Consider the following 21,080-nt stretch of genomic DNA (forward strand, 5'->3'; position numbering starts at 1 on the left):
ATATACAATAGTAAAAAATAGGAATTAGAAAATATCTTTTCTAATTCCTATTTTAAACTACTATTTTAATTTTTAAGTTTACTCTTTAACTAAATCGAATACCTCTAAATCTAAATCTTCAACCTTGCTTAACTTTACATCTACTAATGCCTTAAATGTATCTAGTGCTGTAAGAACTCCTATATTTCTTTCTATGGCTGCTCTCCTTATATGAAATCCATCTCTTTTAGAATCATTTCCTTTAGTTGGAGTATTCACAACTAAGTCTACTTCCATATTTTTTATAGCATCTAATATATTCGGACTCTCTTCATCAATCTTTCTTACTTCCTTAGTTTCTATACCAGCGTCATTTAATAGCTTAGCTGTTCCAGAGGTTGCTATGAAGTTATAACCCAAGTTATCTAATCCTTTAGCTATACTTAAGAATTCTTGCTTATCATGCTTATTTATAGTTGCAAGTATTGTACCACCTGCTTTACCAGTGTACATATTTGCTCCTACGAAGCCTTTGTATAAAGCTTCTTCTAGCGTTCTTCCTACACCTAAAACTTCTCCTGTAGATTTCATTTCAGGTCCTAGAGACATCTCTACTCTTGGAAGCTTTTGAGTTGAGAACACTGGTACTTTTACTGATACTAATTCTGGCTCTTTATAAACTCCAGTTCCATAACCTAAATCTTTTAATTTTTCTCCAGTCATTACCCTAGTTGCTAAATCTACTATTGGAACCTTACTTACCTTTGATATATATGGTACTGTCCTTGAAGCTCTAGGATTTACTTCTATAACATATAACTTACCTTCAAACTCTATGAACTGAATGTTTATCATACCATGTATTCCTATTGCTAAAGCAAGCTTTCTTGTGTATTCATAAACATCTGTCTTTATCTTTTCACTTAAATGCTGACTTGGATACATAGTTATACTATCCCCAGAGTGAACCCCTGCTCTTTCAAGATGTTCCATTATTCCTGGTATTAGAATATCCTCACCGTCTGAGATTGCATCTACCTCTATTTCTCTTCCCATTAAATACTTATCTATAAGGATTGGATTTTTTGTATCTTTTTCAAAAGCATTCTTTAGGTAGAACACTAATTCTTCTTTATCATGTGTTATTTCCATACCTTGCCCACCTAATACATAAGAAGGTCTAACTAGTACTGGAAAACCTAAAATTTCAGCTTCTCTTAATCCTTCCTCAATGTTCCAAATCCCTTTTCCTTTTGGTCTAGCTATTCCAAGCTCCTCTAGTAAAGCATCAAATTTTTCTCTATCTTCTGCTAAATCTATTTGATCAGCTGTAGTTCCTAAAGTTTTCACATTTTTTTCTTTTAAGAATTCTGCAAGTTTTATAGATGTTTGCCCACCAAATTGAAGTATAACTCCATCTGGTTTTTCCTTATCTATTATATTTAATACATCCTCCTCTGTTAGAGGTTCAAAATATAATTTGTCTGATATATTAAAATCTGTACTTACTGTTTCTGGATTATTGTTTATTATTATAGTCTCTATTCCTAATCTTCTAAGTGCCATTACACAGTGTACTGAAGCATAATCAAATTCTATTCCTTGACCTATTCTTATTGGACCTGACCCTATTACTATTACCTTCTTATTGTTGGATACTGTAACTTCATCATACTTATCATAAGTTGAATAATAATATGGTGAAAGTGCTTCAAACTCTCCTCCACAAGTGTCAACCATTTTGAATACAGGTTTTATATTCCATATACTTCTTAGATTATAAACATCATTTGGTTTTACCCTAAGCATATCTGCTATAGCCTTATCTGAAAAACCTTTTTTCTTTAACTTTAAAAGCCACTCTTTATCTAAATCATCTATTTTACTTAGCTTTAACCTTTGCTCCTCATCTACTATCCATTTAAGTTTTTCTATAAAGAACATATCTATTCCTGTTATTTTGGCAACCTTGTCTAATCTATAATCTCTTCTTATCATTTCTGCCAAGGCAAATATTCTTTCATCATCTGGAGTAACTACTCTTTCTTTTAATTCTGACATTGAAAGATTTCTAAACTTTTTGTGTTCTAAAGAATATTTACTTATTTCTAAGGATCTTATCCCCTTTAAGAAAGCTGCTTCAAAGTTACTTCCTATAGCCATAACTTCTCCTGTAGCCATCATCTTTGTTCCAAGCGCCCTATCTGCTCCTTGAAATTTATCAAAAGGCCATTTTGGTATTTTAACTACCACATAGTCTAAGGAAGGCTCAAAACATGCATAAGTTTTTTGAGTTACTGCATTTTTTATTTCATCTAATCCATACCCTAAAGCTATCTTAGCTGCAACCTTTGCTATTGGGTATCCCGTTGCTTTAGATGCTAATGCTGAAGATCTTGAAACTCTTGGATTTATTTCTATAACTGCATATTCAAAAGATGTTGGATTTAATGCAAACTGTACATTACACCCGCCTTCAATTCCTACTGAATTTATTATATCTATAGATGCACTTCTAAGCATTTGGTATTCTTTATCTGAAAGAGTTTGGCTAGGTGCAACTACTATAGAATCTCCTGTATGAATACCAACTGGATCTATATTCTCCATATTACATACTGTAATACAATTGCCGTAAGAATCTCTCATTACTTCGTATTCTACTTCTTTCCAACCCTTAACGCTCTTTTCTAATAAAACTTGCCCTATTGTACTTAATTGAAGTCCTGACGCTAATATTTCCTCTAATTCTTCTTCATTATTTGCAATACCGCCACCAGTTCCACCTAATGTATAAGCAGGTCTAACTATAACTGGGAAGCCTATTTTTTTAGCAAAATCTCTTCCTGCTTGCATTTCAGTTATGATTTCACTCTCTATTACAGGTTGACCTGTTCTTTGCATCATGGCTCTAAATAATTCTCTATCTTCACCTTCTTTAATAGAAGCTATAGAGGTTCCTATTACTTTTACACCGTATTTATCTAATATACCTTTATCATGAAGTTCTACTGCAAGGTTAAGTCCTGTTTGTCCTCCCATACCTGCTAAAAGAGAATCTGGTCTTTCCTTTGCGATAACTTTTTCTACAAACTCAACAGTTAATGGTTCTAAGTAAACCTTATTTGCTATTTCTTTATCAGTCATTATAGTAGCAGGGTTAGAATTAACTAATATAACTTCTACTCCTTCTTCTTTAAGTGCCTGACAAGCTTGTGTTCCTGAATAATCAAACTCAGCTGCTTGGCCTATAATAATTGGGCCTGAACCTATAACTAAAACTTTTTTTATATCTTTATTTAATGGCATAACTTTCCCTCCTAAAGTGCATATTTCATGAATTCATCAAAAATGTAGTCGCTATCCTTTGGTCCTGGACACGCCTCTGGATGGAATTGTACTGAAAATATAGGTAATTCTTTATGTTTCATTCCTTCTATAGTTCCATCATTCATACTTACATGTGTTACTTCCATATTTCCCGGTAATATATCTACATAATATCCATGATTTTGAGAAGTTATATGGACTTTATTGTTTATCAAATCTTTAACTGGATGATTACAACCTCTATGCCCAAATTTAAGTTTTTTAGTTTTTCCCCCTAAACTTAATGCTAAAAGTTGGTGTCCTAAGCATATTCCTACTATAGGCTTCTTTCCTATTAATCCTTTTATATTTTCTATGCTTTCAGTTAAATCTTCTGGATCTCCTGGCCCATTTGATAAAAAGATTAAATCTGGATTTACACTTAAAACTGTTTCTGGTTTCACATCATATGGAAATACGCTAATCTTACAGCCTCTATTTTTAAAACTTCTAACTATATTACTCTTTATCCCAAAGTCTATTATAGCCACATGTTTCCATTTACCTGCTATTTGATAAACTTCTTTTGTAGATACAGTCTGCACAGCAGCTTTATTTGAGAATTTACTTATTCTTTCTTCAACTTCGTCTCTTGAAAATTCATCTAAAAGTATTAAACCTTTCATAGTTCCATTATTTCTTAAAACTTTCGTTAAAGCTCTTGTATCTATGCCTTCTAATCCCAATATCTTATTTTGTTTTAAATATGATGCTAATTCCATTTCACATCTAAAATTACTTGGCTTGTCAGCACATTCCCTAACTATAAATCCTTTTACCTTTGGTGAATTTGATTCTCCATCCTCAAGGTTTACACCATAATTTCCTATTAAAGGATAAGTCATAGTTACTATTTGTCCATAATATGATGGATCCGTTAAAACCTCTTGATATCCAGTCATTCCAGTATTAAAAACTACTTCGCCTACACATTCCTTTAAATAACCGAATGCCTTACCTTCAAATACCATTCCATTTTCTAATATAAGCTCTGCTTTCATTACGTAACCTCCCTATAATTTTTATAAAAAAAACACTTTTTCAAGGTTAATCCTATTGTATTAATATCTTATATATAAATTATTTAAATATATGTTTTTATAAATACCAAAATGAAATATTTACCTTTTTATATAAAACAAAAGGATAACAAAGAGATTAAATTTCTAGTCTAATCTCCCTATTATCCATATCATTAATAACGCTAGGAAACATAATTGATTTTAAAGCTATTTTATTTTTTGATGATTTTTTTGTATCAAAAAAAATGTATGCCATTTTACATACCCCTTTCTGGCCTCACAGGACCAATTTAAAGTGTATTTTTTTATTTAATTTGTATTTAAAATATATTCTAATTAACTTTACAGCATTTGTCAAGCACCTTATCTTAATGTAATTGTTATCTTTTTAAAAATTATATTAATATAATTTAATTAATATTTTACACTTAATTTAATTAAATTATTTATTTTGGCACACTAAAGAGCCAAAGATTATACTCTTTGGCTCTTTAGCATATTTCTACCTTACCCATAGAAATTTTCAGAACTTGTACATTTTAAAGGTGTACTACCTTTGTGCGTGTTGTCTTTTATTTTTGACTTTAATTTGTCCTATTGAAGTCCTTTATATTATTATCTATTAAGGCAAATTTGTCAATTCCAAGTTACTTATATTTAGCGATTTTAACTATTAAATCCTAAGTATATTTTTTATAGTATGCACCCTTTATTAATTAGTTTCATAAGTTAACTATATATAAATATTTTAGGAGAAGCCATATGGAATTTTTTTATCCTACTAATTTTGTAAGATTTTATAGCGACGGGAACAAAGATGAGGTAGGTGAATATGAAGTTTTAGTAGATGGTCCTTTTTTACCTATATTTGAATCACTTGAAGAGTACACCTTAAATAGAGGTTATGATGAAAGCTACTTAAATTATGATTTAGACTTTATGGAACTTACTGAAAATAGTGACTTCAGAGATGGCGAGGGTAATAAAAAGACCCAGAAATATTTACCAAATGCTCTTTCTGATTTTCCTAACAATCTAATGCAGACCTTCCCAATAAATTTAGCTGCAAGCTTTATTCCAAGTGGACAATTTGGTGGTCAGGGTGGATCACCTATGGGCCCCCCACCAGCTTATATTCCCGCAAAAAATGATACCAAAGTAAAATCATTTTCACCTTCTGGGGATTCTAACAATCCTAATATGAAATATGTTAGTGGTGGTTCTCTAAAACCTTGCCTTTATCGTTACACTTATATATGGCAAAATAATGGTCGTAGTTATTGGGCTTATTTAACACGAATAGATCCTCGATCCGTATCTGGTTGGAGATGGTTAGGCTTTAGGTGGGTATTTTTTGGTGTTGATACCAATAGAATTGATTCCTTTGTTTGCTATTAATCTTAAAAAAATAGAACATTTAGGTTAAAACTAAATGTTCTATTTTTCTTCCCCATCATAATATATATATCCACTAGTTTTATCAAAACATATATAGTTTTTACCATTATAAAAATCCGTATAATCCCATTCAATTTTTTTACTTCTTACCAAATCTAAATAATCGATTAAAATTAGACTTATAATAACTATTATAATTATGCTCCAAAATATATATTTAACCATATCTTCCTCACTAAAATATATGAAATTTAATCTTATAAATTGTAATATGATTTCTGAAAATTAAATTTAGTGTTGCCTTTATTCTATGTTTAACAAGTATCCTAAGATAGATTTAAAATTGTAACGTATATATATCTTTATTATTTGTAAAGGAAAAATATTTATTCTATTTTTAAATATATACTAATCTTAGGAGCAAATTATTATATATTAACTGTTTATATTACTATATAAATTGAATTATTTTACGATAAATATAAGTAGAAATACTTAATTTTACCTATATATTAAGCAATAATGATATCTTATTTAACATCTTAGGGGGATACATGTAATGAAAAGCATTGAGCAATTGGTTGAAAAAATAAAAGTTAATGATCAAATTATAAACACTAAAAATTCTGAATTGATAAATGAAAAAATTAAAGAAGTTAATAATATACTAAATCTATCATTTAAATATCTTACATTCTCTAATATTGCAAATTTTGAGATATCAAATTTTAATAGCAAATATGGCAATTTGATTTTCTTCCAAAATTTATGCAATCACGCTATACTTTTAGATACTTTAATAGATGTAAATAAAATATTTGATAATAATTCAACTGATTCGATTAACAAATATGAACTTTGGTTACTTTGGAATAAAGAGTTTTGTGTTACAAGATTAAAAGATATAACATCTATTAATACTGATAAGGAACCAATAACTAGACAAGTTATAGATTATGGAAAATGTGCATTTGCTGTTAATGATGGCAAATTAATCTGGAATATGAATAACATAACAAATAGTATTGAAGATAACCTAAAAGCTACCCTTGCCAATAAAGAAAATATACGCCACTCTATAGAACTTGAGCTAAATGCATCAACTATTAAAAATAAATCTCAATTCTAAAACTAATAATTGGTAGTCTCATTAATATGAAATAGAACTTTTAATACGATTTAAAAGCTCTATTTTTAATCTCTCTAAGGTTTAAATGCCTAAATAAAATAGTAAACGTTTATTCTATTATAAAAATGTCTGTTTGCTTTTAAAAATTTAAAAATATAATTTCATAGTTTTTATCTTTTAATCATAAACTATGTTTATTAAATTTTTCTTTACAATAAGTAAGAATCCAAATTTAAATTTGGGTATTCAAACTTACTCATTCAAATGAACATGAGAAGGAATTTTCATATATTATTGTGAGGAATTTTAACTTTATTATATCTTTAATAAAATATATATTTAAATATTAGGGAGACTTAGTTAATGAAAAATATTAAACAATTAATTGAAAAAATAAAGGTTAATGAACAAGTTATAGGTATTAAAACTTCTGAACTACTGAATATAAAGATAAAAGAAGTTAATGACATATTAGACATAGCATTTAAATATCTTACATTTGATAAAATTGAAAATTTGGAACTAACACACTTTAACGCTGAGTATGGTAATCTGCTCTTTTTTCAAAATTTATGCCAACATGCCATACTTTTAGATAATTTAATAGATGTAAATAGGGTCTTAACACCTAATTCAATTGATAAATATGAATTGTGGCTTCTTTGGAATAAAGAATTCTGTGTTATACGCTTAAAATCAATTCCATTTAATACCGCCAATAAGAGTATAGAAATTAGGGAAGTTATAGACTATGGAGATTGTGCATTTAAAGTACATAATGGAACGTTCATTTGGAATATGGATAATATAATAAATAACATTGAAGATAATTTAAAAACTACACTAGCTTCTAAAGAAAATATACGACAATTTATTGAACTTGAACTAAATAAAATTAAAGATTAGGTGAAAACTCACTTTTTATAAATATGTAATTAATACCAAAGTGTATCCTTTGTATTAATTACATATTTTTCATTACTTTTTTGATATAAAATTATTATCTTTAATATAAAATCTCCAAGGAAAATATCGAGCTTCTTCCGCATAGTCTATACCTATTCTGGTAGTTTCTACTATATCAAAATCACAAAATTTTTCATTATAACTTTTTTGTGACTCTTCTACATACAGACTATCACTTATAATTAAGTCCTCCCAATTATTTTGCTTATTTATATTAAATGCAATACAAAGCTTACCTGGTCCATTAGCTAAATTCTTTTTTTGAGCCTTAGTAATATTCTCATAGCTATCCTTAAATCTATTCTCACTTATAATATTTAGTCCTTCTAAAGGTTCTATAGCTCTTATCAACACCCCTTCTGGACTACCTTTTTCTTTTGTTATTATGTTAAAACAATAATACATCCCATATATAGAATAGACATAAGCTATTCCAGGTTCTCCATATAAGGGCTCAACTTTAGGTGTTTTTTTTAACCCATAAGCATGGCAAGCTTTATCAATAGGTCCTATGTATGCCTCTGTTTCCACAATCCTTCCTTTTATTATTTTACCATCAAACTCTCTGACTAATATCTTACCTAACAATTCCTTAGCAACAACTAAAGTATCTCTACTAAAAAACTCTCTTGAAACTTTCATTCTTAACTCCTTAAAATTAAAATTTTAATCTGTATGAATAACTATATAGATTGCTATGTAAATTAAAGTATAATTTTTACAGTAAATATATAGTTATTCAACTATAATCCAAAATTTAGTTAATTTATAATTATATTAATATCTTTTACTAAAGAAATTTCTTAATTATATATTTGTACCTACCTTATATTTTAATAATAATCTAAAAGTTTACTCAAAAATTAACATCAAATAAATTATATCAATAATCGCAACAAGACTTTAACCATGAAAGGAGGAGATAACTTATTCAATATTTATTATACCTTATCTTAAACTTCATTAAACGCTATTAGCTTTAAGAAGTTTATATCAATTTAATATCATTATTCCTTGCAACATCTAGGTAATTGACTAAAGTAAAATCTTTATTCTTAAAATTACACAAATAAATATATTGGAGGGTCTATGTGATATGAAAAAGAAAATATCAATGTTTATAGTTATTATTTTTGTTTCTATTAGTATTTTTACCCCATTTAAGAATGTTCAAGCTTCACCACAGCCTGTTTCTGCGATATTTGGCGGTGGTCCATTTTATGAAAAAGGCCAATCTGTAATGAATGATTTAAAATCTTCTGGTTTTAATACTGTTATGATTTGGTCAATACATGTTAGTGCTACAGGTGATTTAAATATAAATGATCATGAAATCTGTAAAAATGGTTCCTATGTAGGAAGTGATGCTTGGAAAGCTCAATGGGCAACATTAAAGCAAGCACCTACATCAATAAATCGTATAGAAGTTAGCATAGGTGCTTGGGGAACTCCCGATTTTGAGAATATAAGAAACTTAATTAATTCCCAAGGTACTGGCCCAAACACTAATCTATACAAAAACTTCAAAGCACTTCTAGAAGCAACTGGCGCAGATGCTGTAGATTACGATGATGAAAGTTGTTATGATGTTGACTCAGCAGTTAAATTTGGACAAATGTGTACTAATATGGGATATAAAAATGTAACTCTTTGCCCATATACTAACGTTAACTTTTGGTCTAATGTAAAAAACAAATTGGGTGATACTGTAGACCGTGTATATTTACAATGCTATGCTGGTGGATCTTCAAATAATCCAGCATCTTGGCAATCAGCTTTAGGAATGAAAGTTATCCCTGGACTATGGTGTAGAGACGAATCTGCAAACTCAGTAAAAAATATACTATCCGATTGGAATAAATCTTCTGGTATAGCTGGTGGATTTATGTGGCTTTATGATGATATGTTAAATAATAAGCTATCAACAGCTAGCTATGCTAATGCAATAAATTCAGTTTTTACTCAAACTCCGCCTTATTCATCTGATAATTTGGCTTTAAATAAATCTGTAACAGCCAATCAATATGTAAATGGTGAGAATCCATCTCTAGCTGTAGATGGTTCAACAACTGATAATAGTAAATGGTGTTCTACTGTATCTGGACCAAAATGGCTTAAAATAGATTTAGGTAAAAATTATGATATAAGCAGATGGGTTGTAAAACACGCAGGTGCTGGATCAGAATCTTCAGCTTGGAATACAAAAGATTTTAAATTACAAAAAAGCTCTGATGGTATAAATTGGACAGATGTAGATACTGTAGTAGGTAATAATTCAGACATTACTGATAGAAAGGTTCCTACTTTTAATTCAAGGTATTTAAGACTTTATATAACTACCCCTACTAATACAAATGATTCTGCTGCAAGAATATATGAATTCGAAGTTTATGGTAAATAGTTAGTAATCTTATAAATGTATCGAATAAAACCTCCTTCTATTTGTAAAACTATAATTATAAAAGAGGGAGGTTTATTTTTATGATAAATTTCTTATTAGAATTTTTATTTTGGTTTCCAGTTACTATGAGTCTAGGTTGGATTAGTTCATCAATCTTCTTTTACTTTCGTAGGGAAAGAAAATCTAAAGATAGGGGTCTTCCAACTCTTCCTAGCTTCCCTTTAGTTTCTATAGTCATACCTTGTTATAATGAAGAGCAAGTTATAGAAGGAACTATTCACGAACTATCAAATATAAACTATCCAAACTATGAAATAATAGCAATTAATGATGGTAGTTCTGACAAAACCTCTGAAATATTAAAAAGGCTTCAATTACAGTATTCTAACTTAAGATTCATCGACCAAAAAGCTAATAGGGGAAAAGCTAACGCACTCTATCTATCAGCCTTAGCTTCAAAAGCTGAATATCTCTTATGTGTTGATGCTGATGCTCATTTAGAAAATAATGCTTTGATTTATATAATGAACCATTTTCTAGCACCTCGTAATGGTGAAAGAGTAGGCGCCGTTACAGGAAACCCCAAAGTCTTAAATTCTAATACTCTCCTTGCTAGGGTCCAACTTGTAGAATACTCTAGTATTATAGGACTCATTAAAAGAAGTCAACGTATTTTAGGCAAAATTATGACTGTATCAGGAGTACTAGTTGCCTATAGAAAAAGAGCTCTTTTAGAATGTGGATTTTGGGATAGGGATATAATAACAGAAGATATAGCAGTTACCTGGAAATTACAGAGAAGTAAATGGGATGTTCGCTATGAAACTAATGCTATCTGCTATATGTATGTTCCTGAAACATTTAAGGGGTTATGGAAACAAAGAGTTCGTTGGTCTCAAGGAGGTCTTGAGACACTAAAGAGAAACTTAGGTATGCTTAAAAATTGGTCAGATAGACGTTTTTTTTTAATCATGGTTTCTGAATGCATTAGCGTATTATGGGTTTATGTATTAGCATTTTTAATAATATATTTCTTATTTATAAGTCCTACGGTCTCTATACGTTTTATATTTGATTTTTCATTTTTAACCATCCTCTGTCTTTTTCAGTTTTTTATAGCCGTATTAATGGATAAAAAGTATAATAAAATGCCACTTAAAAATTTTATATGGGCGGCTTGGTATCCTCTTTTATATTGGTTTTTAAATGCTCTTTACATAATCTTTGCTATGCCCAAAGCCTTAATGAGTAAAAAAGGAAGCTATGCTACTTGGACTAGTCCTGACAGAGGCGATGATGTTAATGAAGAAGATTAGATTTATAACCTCATTATTAATGACAATAGTAGCCTGGATATTTATCCTCGGCAATAGTATATTTGCTATTAAAAGTTTTTCTAATTCGTTAAAAGGATCGGGGCCTACTTATTCTACAACATATCTTAAAATATCATTAGTTATAGCTATGCTATGGTCTCTATTAAATACTTTTTGGATAAAATATAATAAAAAATACTTTGGCAGCTTAAATAGGCGAAGCTTTAAAGCCCCCGTTTCAGCCGAAGAATTATCTAAGTATTTTGAAATAGATATAGCTAAAATAGAAAGCCTTCAAGATAATCAATATACCTTTTTAGAAGATACCTTAATAAATTATTCTACTCTAGACAAGAAGGTAGAGAAAGGTCATTAAGTTTTTTATTTCATCTCTACACTCCGAGTTATTAAAACTTAATGACCTTCCTCCATAAACTACAAGGATATTTTTATATATTCTTTATTTATTTTTATTAATATAAACTTATTCCACCTAACCCATTTTGTTTAATCTTATTAGAAAGCTTATTTAATCCATTGCTTGTATTCATAAAACAGCTAATATTATTAGCTGTATAAAAATAGTCTATATTATCTGACTGTATTTTAACTCCTAATTGTATTGCTTTGATTATAGCCTCATTTAAGGAAAGCTCACTAATATTATTACTTTGGTTAAATATACTATCTGTATTATAACTAATCATTATTTTTTGTTTTTCTTTAGTAGTGCAAATATTATTCACAATTTTAATTAAACTATCCACAGAATTACTAAAATTATTTTTATTATTGTTTATAACTTTAAAGTTAAAAAGAAAACAGTTATTTAAAATATTAAAGAAATTAATAAATGAAAAATTTGTCATTTGAGTATCAAAAATTTTTATATTTATTGTTAACTCTAGTTTTTTTCTATACCTTTTAAACATATTGCTTAAGTCTACTATATAATTTAAATCAGCATTAGTATTACAATTAATATTTATCCCATCATAACCATTTACAATAACACTTAAATCTTGATTCCTAACCTCTTCCAAATCTATATCCTTAAATAATAGTTGACTCTTATACTTCTTTTTATAATTTTCTATTTTAGTTACACCTATGATATTTAGCTTGTTACTTTCAACAAAATCTTCCTCATCATATCCTAGTATTCCTTGCCATATTATATTTTTTAAATCTATTTCTTCAAAAAGTTGGCCAATATATGCGCTTATATTATTAAGTATAATATCATTACTTCTATTTCCATAAACAGCTATACTAGGTATAATATATTCACTTTCTCTATTATCATATATTCTGCTTGGATATACAGTAAAGCCACCTAAAAATCCATTTTTACTTAATACATCTGTTAATACACTACTTATACTATTCCCATCCTTATTTGCTAAATATGCTCCATAAGGATAAGCATATTGAGTTATGTCTTTTTTATATTTTAAATACTTATTTGTAGCTCCTCTAAATTGTTCACAATCCCTATTAACATAATTAGAATATTGTTCTAATGTCCATGAACTCCCACTACCATCACCTATTATTATACATGGCACTAAACCATCTAAATTATCTCCATTTAAAAAACTAGTTTTGAGAATTATATTATTATCACCATTATTTATTGCATATACTCTAAAAGAACTATTACCTATGTTTAAAGTTTCAAATTCAATATTATATTTTTTCCCCTGCTCAAAATAAAATTCTTTATTAAAGTTTATTGTTACAAATTCCATTTCTGGCCACTGAATATTGCCTGGATAAGATATAGCGTTAAAGTCTCCACTATATACTTCTTCTTGATTTATACTTACTCTAATTTGTGCATTATATCCTGTTGATACAGGATAAGCAAGACATGCCCATAAACGTAAAAGCACTCCATCAAAACTTTTAGGTGTTATAAATTGTATACTTGATTTTATTAAATTATTTGTATTTATATCAGTTCCTATTATAGGAAATGCCTTAGCACTTTCAACTATTGTCCTGTCAAAATAAGGAACACTGTCACCTTTCAAATATAAATTTAATCCATTATCAAAATATGCAGGAAGTTCTAAAACAGGTACGGAAATTATATTATTCCCCTGCTTTGCTAAATCAAAATTTTTAAGATTATAGCTATGACTTATAATTTCACAAAAACCACTACCTAGTATTCCATTTAATTCATCCCAACTTAAATAACCTTCCTCAGGTACTCCACTTTTTTCTCTTGACGCTATAATTGATATACCAAAAAACAACTTATTTTCAATAAGCCAAACTATTGCTGGCATTATGCTTTTCAATCCACCCTCAAATCTTATCATACATATATCTTGCTTTAAAAAATTATTATTTTTATACCAATTATAAAATTCCTTAGGAAATACCAATCTATATCCTAGGTTAATAATATACTTTATCTGTGCTTTAAAATCCTCTATATAAGTAATATAATTACTAACCTTTGATTTATCCTCAGTTATTCCCTGATAACAAAGGGCTATATTATATAATTTTTTCATTTTTGTTTTACCATTAAAATTATTCCTATTTATACTTTATGTATATAAAATCTATTTGCCACCAAAACCTTGTAAATTAATAATTCACACACATGTTGAACAAGTTATCCACATTGTCCACATATTTTATCCACAGAAATTAAAAAACCTGTTGAAATTTTTGTTGAAATTTAATATTTTATAGTCTTTAAAGGTATAATATGCGCATTTTTATTCACCTAAAGGTGGCTTATTTACTTTATTTATTTAGATTCATTTCTACTTTTTTATTATTTCTATTTATTAAATATAAACTAAAAAAATTTATCCACATATATGATAAATTTTTATTTGAATATTTAAAATCCAAAATATAACAACCATATATTATTCCTTAATATGGTATAATAATATAAAAAGAACATCAACATTAAGTTGATGTTCTAATAATATCTTTTTGACTTATCTATCATTTATTAAATCTATAGCTCCTAAAACTACATGTGCTAATCCAAAGCCCAAAACGGCAGTTCCTATCATTGGAGCTATCTCTTTTTTAGGTAATCCGTGTTTTTTTAGATCTCTGGCTCTAACAGTAGCTGCTCCTATAGTTACTGCTGACCCTACTATGGTTGGAATAAGTCCTTCTCTTATTTTCATAATAACAACACCTTCCCTTATGATTTATTCTTTATTAGTGTTGCCATTATTTATAATAATATATAATCACTTATTATGAACTTTTTTTAAATTTAATTTTTTTATGCTCTAAATACAACCTTTTCTTTTGAGAACATATATCTAGATATCATTACAGCTATGAACATATATACAAGATGCCATCCCGCAACTATTAATAAATGTTTCATATCATAAATACCAACAGCAGCTTCCTTCATTACACTTATAGCATTAGCTACTGGTATATTAAAATATATGAACTTTATAGTCTTTGCATCCATCATATATGGTACATAAGATAAAAGCATTACTGGGAAAAATACTGCCATCATTAATGAACCAGCTTCTTTTATGGATTTTGCATATATACTAACAGCCATTTCTAATGCACATACTGCTATAAGTAGGAACAATGAGAATATCCCCATAACAGCTAATGAACCACCTGTTAATGTTAATTTTCCACCTTTAATTATAACCATCATGGATATAGCTATTGCTCCTAATGATACTGCTAAATTTAAAAATGCTATAGTTGCTAAAGCTGCAAGCTTCCCCCAAAGTATAGAGGTTCTATTAACAGCCGTTGATAATAATGGTTCTAACGTACCTCTTTCCTTTTCTCCTGCACCTAAATCTGGAGCCATTCCCATTGTAGGAGATATCATTAAAATTATAAGTAATGTTGGTAAAAGACCAGTTATTACTGTTCCTATATTATTTGTATCCTTCTTATTTGCTGTATTAACTTTTTCCACTTCAAATGGATTAAGTACAGTGTTACTAATACCCCTTTTCTCCATTCTAGTATTAACTATGTTTTTATAATATACATCTAAAACTTCTTTTATTTTTTGAGATCCCATCATGGATTTATTGGATTCATCATCTACTATCATCTTTATTCCAGCTTGTTTTTCATTTTCAATATTTTTATCAAAGTCCTCTGGTATTTCTAATATTAATCCAATAGAACCTTTTTTTATCTTTTCGTCTAAATCGTCACCTTTAACTAATTTTATACTTTTATCTGCTTCTAAAACCTTTGTTATAGATGAATTTCCATTATCCCTAATACCTATGGAAAACTCTTTACTAACACTATCCATAGTATCCTTCATAGCAAAATTCATTATACCAAACATTAATGGATATAATATTATTGGTAAAAATATTGTAAAAAACAAAGTCTTTTTATCTCTAAATATATCTTTAACTTCTTTTTTATAAATAGTAAGAAAATTATTCATGCCCAGCACCTCCTATAAGCTTTACAAATACTTCTTCTAAATCCTCATTGTTGTATTTGCTCTTTAACTCAGATATAGTGCCTTCCTCTATTAGTTTTCCTTTATTTATTATGACAACTCTATCACAAAGTTTTTCTACTTCTCTCATAGAATGACTTGAAAAAAGTATCGTTCTTCCTTTTTCTTTACAATTTAAAATAAATTCATGAACTGATCTAGCAGCTGTTACATCTAATCCAGTAGTCGGTTCATCAAAGAGCATTATAGATGGTGAATGTACTATTGATCTTGCTATCGATACCTTTTGCTTCATACCTCTAGAAAATTTAGCTACTCTATTATCAATAAAATCTTCCATTCCAAGTTCCTTTGATAGTTCATTAATTGTATTGTTTGAAGTTTGTTCATCTATTCCATAAAGATCAGCAAAATATTTCATATTTTCTCTAGCTGTAAGTCTATCATAAAGTCCTACATCTCCACCAAATAAAATACCTATATTTTTTCTTACTTCTGTAGGTTCTTTATTTACATCAAATCCATTAACAATTGCAGTTCCTTCTGTTGGCTGCATCATTGTTGAAATCATTCTTAATGTTGTAGTTTTTCCTGCACCATTTTCTCCCAATAGCCCAACAATTTCACCCGTATTTACTTTGAATGAAATATTATCTACAGCTTTAGTGTTCTTAAAGGTTTTTGTAAGCCCATTAACTTCTAGCATGTAATCGCCCCGCTTTCTTTATTTCCTATTTATAATATCATATATGTTTACTAAAGAATATTACTTTAAGTAATTTTTACAATTACTTAAGTCACTCTTATTCAATATTTTCCAGTGTATTTTTTTTTAAAATACACATAATACATAATGTAAGAGGTAATATTCTAGAACTTACTCTTTGTTAAATGAAAAGTTTACCCTTAGCTATCAAAACTTATCATTTAACCTCATTAGTTTAACAAATTAAAAGTGCCCCCGTGAGCTATGGCTATTTTAATTTGTTAAACTTAACCATCAACTATAACAATCAAATTATCCATATATAATGCTTTTAAGCACTATTTGTCTCACCCCTCATAAATATATAACCCCTCTGATAAAAGCAGAGGGGTTTGTTTAATTGAAACATGATTTTTTCTATTTATAATTTCCTATTCTTATTTTTTCTGCATTCAAAAATATAGTTATATTATTCGATATTTCCCTTTGATTTATTACTTTAGTATACAAATTCTCTATATAGCTTTGAACATAATAAGTATCATTTATTTGTGTTTCTTTGTCCAATGTTATGGCTGTATAAAATGGCAGTCTAAACTCACATGCTCTTATAAGTTGTTCCTCATTATCCACTGTATAAAATATTTTTTCATCTACTTCTCCCTGTATCATTAGTTTAAAACCAGTCATTATTTCTCCCTCTAAATTTTCTATAGGTGTATTCTTTATCATAGGAGTGTGTATTAATTGCTTTTTTTGTATAGAGCACCCCACTATTATAGAGTTTATTTTTCTTATATCCAAACTATCTTCTGGTAATGTTAGGCTATCTACCATATTTATTTCTTTCCAATTTACATCCTTATAATTCATCAAATTAATATTATTATTCAAACAAGTTATTTCATAATTTGAATTGTCATCTTTATTCAAAAACATATTACCCCGCCCCCCTAAAAATATGTTTTCTTATTAACTTTAAAAAAGATGCTTATATTTTCAAACATATTCCTTTTATCTAAAACATTTACATGTAAATCTTCAATACATGAGTCTATTATAAAACTATCTGTGAATTTACAATTGTCATTTATAGATATATAAATAGAATATGGCACTCCATATTGAACCGAAATTAAGTTATCTTCATTATTAAATTCATTATATATAATATCTTGATTTAAAATTAAATCTATTAATAATTTCTTTTCTTTGAATATATTCCCTCCACTACTCACTGGTGGTTTTATCGGTACCAATACTACCCTTTGATTTCTAACTATAATGTTTGATGTTATATTAATTACTTTCCCTATATCAGGTTTATTTTTTGGTATCGTATACTTTTCTTTGATATTAATATTAGTCCATTCTTTATCTTGTGGTCCTAAAAAAGTTGTTATATCATTTGTGTTTTTAGAACTTGGAATATCCATTTCATAGTCACTATCCTCTTCTATCTCTTTATCATAATCATTAATACTAAGCCTTGATGCCACTAAAAATAAATTTGTACAAGCTGATATTTTTCTCGGATAAATTTCTGATACCATAAAACTTTCAACATATGGTATTATGCTGAAATTATCCTCCAACTTAACTTGATTATTTAACATTATATATGTTGAAAAATATTCCCCATAATTAAAATTATAAACTTCATGTCTTAATTCCATAGAAATGTACTGGATAGACAAATTTAAAGCTCCTTCTATAATTATCTTTTTTCCTGTAGATTTGACACCTTCTAAATTTGTAACAATATCATCTCCTGGTGTAGAAATTATTTTTTTTCTTAAAATATCTACGGATAGATTTATACTTTGTATTGCTCCAATATCAGGTTTTTGAGCCTGAACTTTAGCATCTACTAAAATTACCTTCTCTTTGAAAAAATTAGAATTAGGTAATGACATTGATTTATTAATATAATTAACAGCTTGTTTATCTGCAACACCATAAATATCAAAATAGTTGCTTCCTTTACATAAAGAAGTATTCTTATTGAATACCATTTTAACCCTCCATTTTTATAAAAATAAGTTATTACTCCTTAGTATAATATTCCTTATTTTTAGCATTAATGAGAAAACACCCTGAAATTTTTTATTTCAAGGTGTTTTTATTATCTTATTTGGCCATTTCCATATATAATATATTTTATTGTTGTTAATTCCTTCAATCCCATAGGTCCCCTAGCATGTAACTTTTGAGTACTTATACCTATTTCAGCACCAAATCCAAATTCAAAACCATCCGTGAATCTTGTAGATGCATTAATATAAACAGCAGCAGCATCTACTTTTTGCAGAAATTCTTGAGATGCCTTATAACTTTCTGTAACTATGGCCTCTGAATGCTTTGTACCATATTCATTAATATGGTTTATAGCCTCATCAATATCATTCACTATTTTTACTGATAAAATATAATCTAAAAACTCAGTTCTAAAATCTTCATCAGTTGCAAGTATAATATCATTTACTATTGCTTTTGTAGCTCTACAGCCTCTTATTTCCACCCCATTAGATTTAAGTGCTTCTATAGCCAGTGGCAAGAATTCTATTGCTATATCCTTATGAACAAGTAAATTTTCAGCTGCATTACAAACTGATGGCCTTGAAACTTTTGCATTTACTATTATATTTTTTGCCATCTCTATATCACAATCTTTATCTACGTATATGTGACAATTACCTGTTCCGGTTTCTATAACAGGTACTGTAGCATTTTTAACTACTGCTTTTATAAGTCCTGCTCCCCCTCTTGGTATTAAAACATCCAAATATTCATTAAGCTTCATAAATTGGGTTGCTACTTCCCTACTAGTATCTTCTATTAATTGCACAGAATCTATAGGTATATTAGTTTCTTTTAAACTCTCTCTAATAATATCTATTATTACCTTATTAGAATTTATAGCTTCACTCCCACCCCTTAATATTACTGTATTTCCTGCTTTTAAACATAAAGAAGCTGCATCTACAGTAACATTTGGTCTTGCTTCATATATTATTCCTATTACACCTAAAGGTACTCTTTTTTGTCCTATTTGAAGTCCATTTGGTCTTTGCCACATAGAAACAACTTCTCCTACAGGATCTTGCAGTTCTATTATTTGAAACACTCCCTCAGCCATAGCTTTAATTCTATCTTTATTTAAAGCTAACCTATCAATCATGACTTCCGAAATCCCTTTGCTTTTTGCATTTTGTAAATCTATTTTATTTGCAGCTAGAATTTCTTCATCTCTTTTTATTAAATTTTCCCCTATTTTCTTTAGCCCCTGATTCTTATCTTGTGCTGACATATTACTTAAAATGTACGATGCCTTTTTAGCTTTCTGCCCTTTCATAATTAATTCATCCATCTTTAAACCCTCCCCAATATTAATTAGCTCTAAATAAAGTTCCTATTTCTTCACCATCTAAAATACCCAGAAGAACTTTAGGTTCTTTACCATTGGTAAGTATCATATTAACCCCACTAGAATTAGCTATCTTAGCCGCTGATAATTTGGTAACCATTCCTCCTGTCCCCATATCTGTTCCAGCACCACCAGCGCATGCTTCTATCTCATTAGTTATTTCTACTATTTCCTTAATAAGTTTACTATCACTATTTTTTCGTGGATCACAATCATAAAATCCATCAATATCAGATAATATAACTAATAAATCAGCCTTTGTAAGTTTTGACACTATTGCTGAAAGTGTATCATTATCCCCAAAGTTACACATGTTTTCTATTTCATCTATAGAAACTGTATCATTCTCATTAACTATTGGTATTATCCCCATTTCTAATAATGTCTCAAATGTATTACATACATTATTCCTCATATGTTCATCTTCAACCACATTTCTAGTAAGTAAAATCTGAGCCACAGTATGATTGTATTTTTCAAAAAACTTACTATATATATTCATAAGTTCACATTGCCCTACTGCGGCTACTGCCTGTTTTCCTTTTGTAGATGAAGGTCTTTCTTTAAGTCCAAGCTTACTACATCCAACACCTATTGCTCCTGACGATACAAGTATCACTTCTTTTCCACTATTAGCTAAGTCTGATAAAACTCTTGAAAGCTTTTCTATACTTTCAAGATTAACATTACCATCATCATGAGTTAATGTAGATGTCCCAACCTTAACTACTATTCTTTTAACACTTAGAATATCTTCTCTTATAATCAAAAAACCACCCCAATTAATATATATTAAGATATATTATAATATATTTTACTATTGTTGTTACAGTATAAATTCTTATATTATTATAATTTAAATATATTATAGTGATTTTTAAACATTCTAAGAGTTTTTTAAATTAATCCTT

Annotated in this window: 18 protein-coding genes; 6 read left to right on the forward strand and 12 right to left on the reverse strand. The window is 28.6% G+C overall.

Translation table 11 applies throughout. The features are described 5' to 3' along the window. Positions 1–78 precede the first annotated feature (78 nt). Both carB and carA read right to left on the reverse strand, forming a co-directional pair. Entirely contained in the window at positions 79–3,288 is a 3,210-nt protein-coding gene (carB, locus tag BUB01_RS15635; protein ID WP_072990009.1) for a carbamoyl-phosphate synthase large subunit, read from the reverse strand. Between the two features lie 11 nt (positions 3,289–3,299). After that, the gene (carA, locus tag BUB01_RS15640; protein ID WP_072990012.1) at positions 3,300–4,349 is read right to left on the reverse strand and encodes a glutamine-hydrolyzing carbamoyl-phosphate synthase small subunit; all 1,050 of its coding nucleotides are present in this window, start codon (positions 4,347–4,349) and stop codon (positions 3,300–3,302) included. Between the two features lie 783 nt (positions 4,350–5,132). On the opposite strand from carA, the gene BUB01_RS15645 reads away from it, so the two are divergent. Continuing rightward, positions 5,133–5,768 carry a hypothetical protein gene (locus BUB01_RS15645; RefSeq protein WP_072990015.1) on the forward strand — a complete coding sequence of 212 codons (636 nt, stop codon included), beginning with the start codon at positions 5,133–5,135 and terminating at the stop codon, positions 5,766–5,768. Between the two features lie 39 nt (positions 5,769–5,807). Here BUB01_RS15645 and BUB01_RS15650 read toward each other — a convergent pair whose 3' ends face one another. Then, positions 5,808–5,993: a hypothetical protein gene (locus tag BUB01_RS15650; RefSeq protein WP_072990018.1), complete on the reverse strand. Its 186-nt coding sequence runs from the start codon at positions 5,991–5,993 to the stop codon at positions 5,808–5,810. A 334-nt stretch (positions 5,994–6,327) separates the two neighbouring features. Here BUB01_RS15650 and BUB01_RS15655 point away from each other — a divergent pair, with 334 nt between their 5' ends. Both BUB01_RS15655 and BUB01_RS15660 read left to right on the forward strand, forming a co-directional pair. Beyond that, positions 6,328–6,897, forward strand: coding sequence for a hypothetical protein (locus BUB01_RS15655; protein WP_072990021.1), 570 nt, complete (start codon positions 6,328–6,330; stop codon positions 6,895–6,897). A gap of 363 nt (positions 6,898–7,260) precedes the next feature. Further along, entirely contained in the window at positions 7,261–7,803 is a 543-nt protein-coding gene (locus tag BUB01_RS15660) for a hypothetical protein (RefSeq protein WP_072990024.1), read from the forward strand. Positions 7,804–7,875: 72 nt separating this feature from the next. Here BUB01_RS15660 and BUB01_RS15665 read toward each other — a convergent pair whose 3' ends face one another. Continuing rightward, positions 7,876–8,505 carry a DNA-3-methyladenine glycosylase gene (locus tag BUB01_RS15665; protein WP_072990027.1) on the reverse strand — a complete coding sequence of 210 codons (630 nt, stop codon included), beginning with the start codon at positions 8,503–8,505 and terminating at the stop codon, positions 7,876–7,878. A gap of 454 nt (positions 8,506–8,959) precedes the next feature. Here BUB01_RS15665 and BUB01_RS15670 point away from each other — a divergent pair, with 454 nt between their 5' ends. From BUB01_RS15670 to pgaD, 3 genes are all read left to right on the forward strand, one after another. Then, on the forward strand, positions 8,960–10,264 hold the full coding sequence (locus BUB01_RS15670) for a discoidin domain-containing protein (RefSeq protein ID WP_072990030.1): 1,305 nt from the start codon (positions 8,960–8,962) through the stop codon (positions 10,262–10,264). A gap of 80 nt (positions 10,265–10,344) precedes the next feature. Next, positions 10,345–11,580, forward strand: coding sequence for a poly-beta-1,6-N-acetyl-D-glucosamine synthase (gene pgaC / locus BUB01_RS15675; protein WP_072990034.1), 1,236 nt, complete (start codon positions 10,345–10,347; stop codon positions 11,578–11,580). After that, the gene (gene pgaD, locus BUB01_RS15680; RefSeq protein WP_159433268.1) at positions 11,567–11,956 is read left to right on the forward strand and encodes a poly-beta-1,6-N-acetyl-D-glucosamine biosynthesis protein PgaD; all 390 of its coding nucleotides are present in this window, start codon (positions 11,567–11,569) and stop codon (positions 11,954–11,956) included. Before pgaC ends, pgaD begins: the two co-directional genes overlap by 14 nt. A 97-nt stretch (positions 11,957–12,053) precedes the next feature. Here pgaD and BUB01_RS15685 read toward each other — a convergent pair whose 3' ends face one another. The 8 genes from BUB01_RS15685 to proB all read right to left on the reverse strand — a co-directional run bounded on the left by BUB01_RS15685 (position 12,054) and on the right by proB (position 20,938). Continuing rightward, positions 12,054–14,108, reverse strand: coding sequence for a polysaccharide deacetylase family protein (locus BUB01_RS15685; protein WP_072990040.1), 2,055 nt, complete (start codon positions 14,106–14,108; stop codon positions 12,054–12,056). A gap of 441 nt (positions 14,109–14,549) precedes the next feature. Then, complete coding sequence (locus BUB01_RS15690) at positions 14,550–14,747, reverse strand: asparagine synthase (protein WP_200802883.1); 198 nt, start codon at positions 14,745–14,747, stop codon at positions 14,550–14,552. A 101-nt stretch (positions 14,748–14,848) separates the two neighbouring features. Then, positions 14,849–16,018 (reverse strand): ABC transporter permease, encoded by a 1,170-nt coding sequence (locus BUB01_RS15695; protein ID WP_072990043.1) that lies wholly within the window; start codon positions 16,016–16,018, stop codon positions 14,849–14,851. Next, positions 16,011–16,742, reverse strand: coding sequence for an ABC transporter ATP-binding protein (locus BUB01_RS15700; RefSeq protein ID WP_072990046.1), 732 nt, complete (start codon positions 16,740–16,742; stop codon positions 16,011–16,013). The genes BUB01_RS15695 and BUB01_RS15700 overlap by 8 nt, the downstream gene beginning before the upstream one ends. A 417-nt stretch (positions 16,743–17,159) precedes the next feature. Next, complete coding sequence (locus BUB01_RS15705) at positions 17,160–17,681, reverse strand: DUF3794 domain-containing protein (protein WP_072990049.1); 522 nt, start codon at positions 17,679–17,681, stop codon at positions 17,160–17,162. A 14-nt stretch (positions 17,682–17,695) separates the two neighbouring features. Next, the gene (locus BUB01_RS15710; protein ID WP_072990052.1) at positions 17,696–18,757 is read right to left on the reverse strand and encodes a DUF3794 domain-containing protein; all 1,062 of its coding nucleotides are present in this window, start codon (positions 18,755–18,757) and stop codon (positions 17,696–17,698) included. A gap of 110 nt (positions 18,758–18,867) precedes the next feature. Further along, positions 18,868–20,112 carry a glutamate-5-semialdehyde dehydrogenase gene (locus BUB01_RS15715; RefSeq protein WP_072990055.1) on the reverse strand — a complete coding sequence of 415 codons (1,245 nt, stop codon included), beginning with the start codon at positions 20,110–20,112 and terminating at the stop codon, positions 18,868–18,870. A 19-nt stretch (positions 20,113–20,131) separates the two neighbouring features. Next, positions 20,132–20,938 carry a glutamate 5-kinase gene (proB, locus tag BUB01_RS15720; protein ID WP_143152514.1) on the reverse strand — a complete coding sequence of 269 codons (807 nt, stop codon included), beginning with the start codon at positions 20,936–20,938 and terminating at the stop codon, positions 20,132–20,134. Positions 20,939–21,080: the final 142 nt, after the last annotated feature.

The organism is Clostridium cavendishii DSM 21758 (assembly GCF_900141845.1).
GTDB classification, from domain to species: Bacteria; Bacillota; Clostridia; order Clostridiales; family Clostridiaceae; genus Clostridium_AG; species Clostridium_AG cavendishii.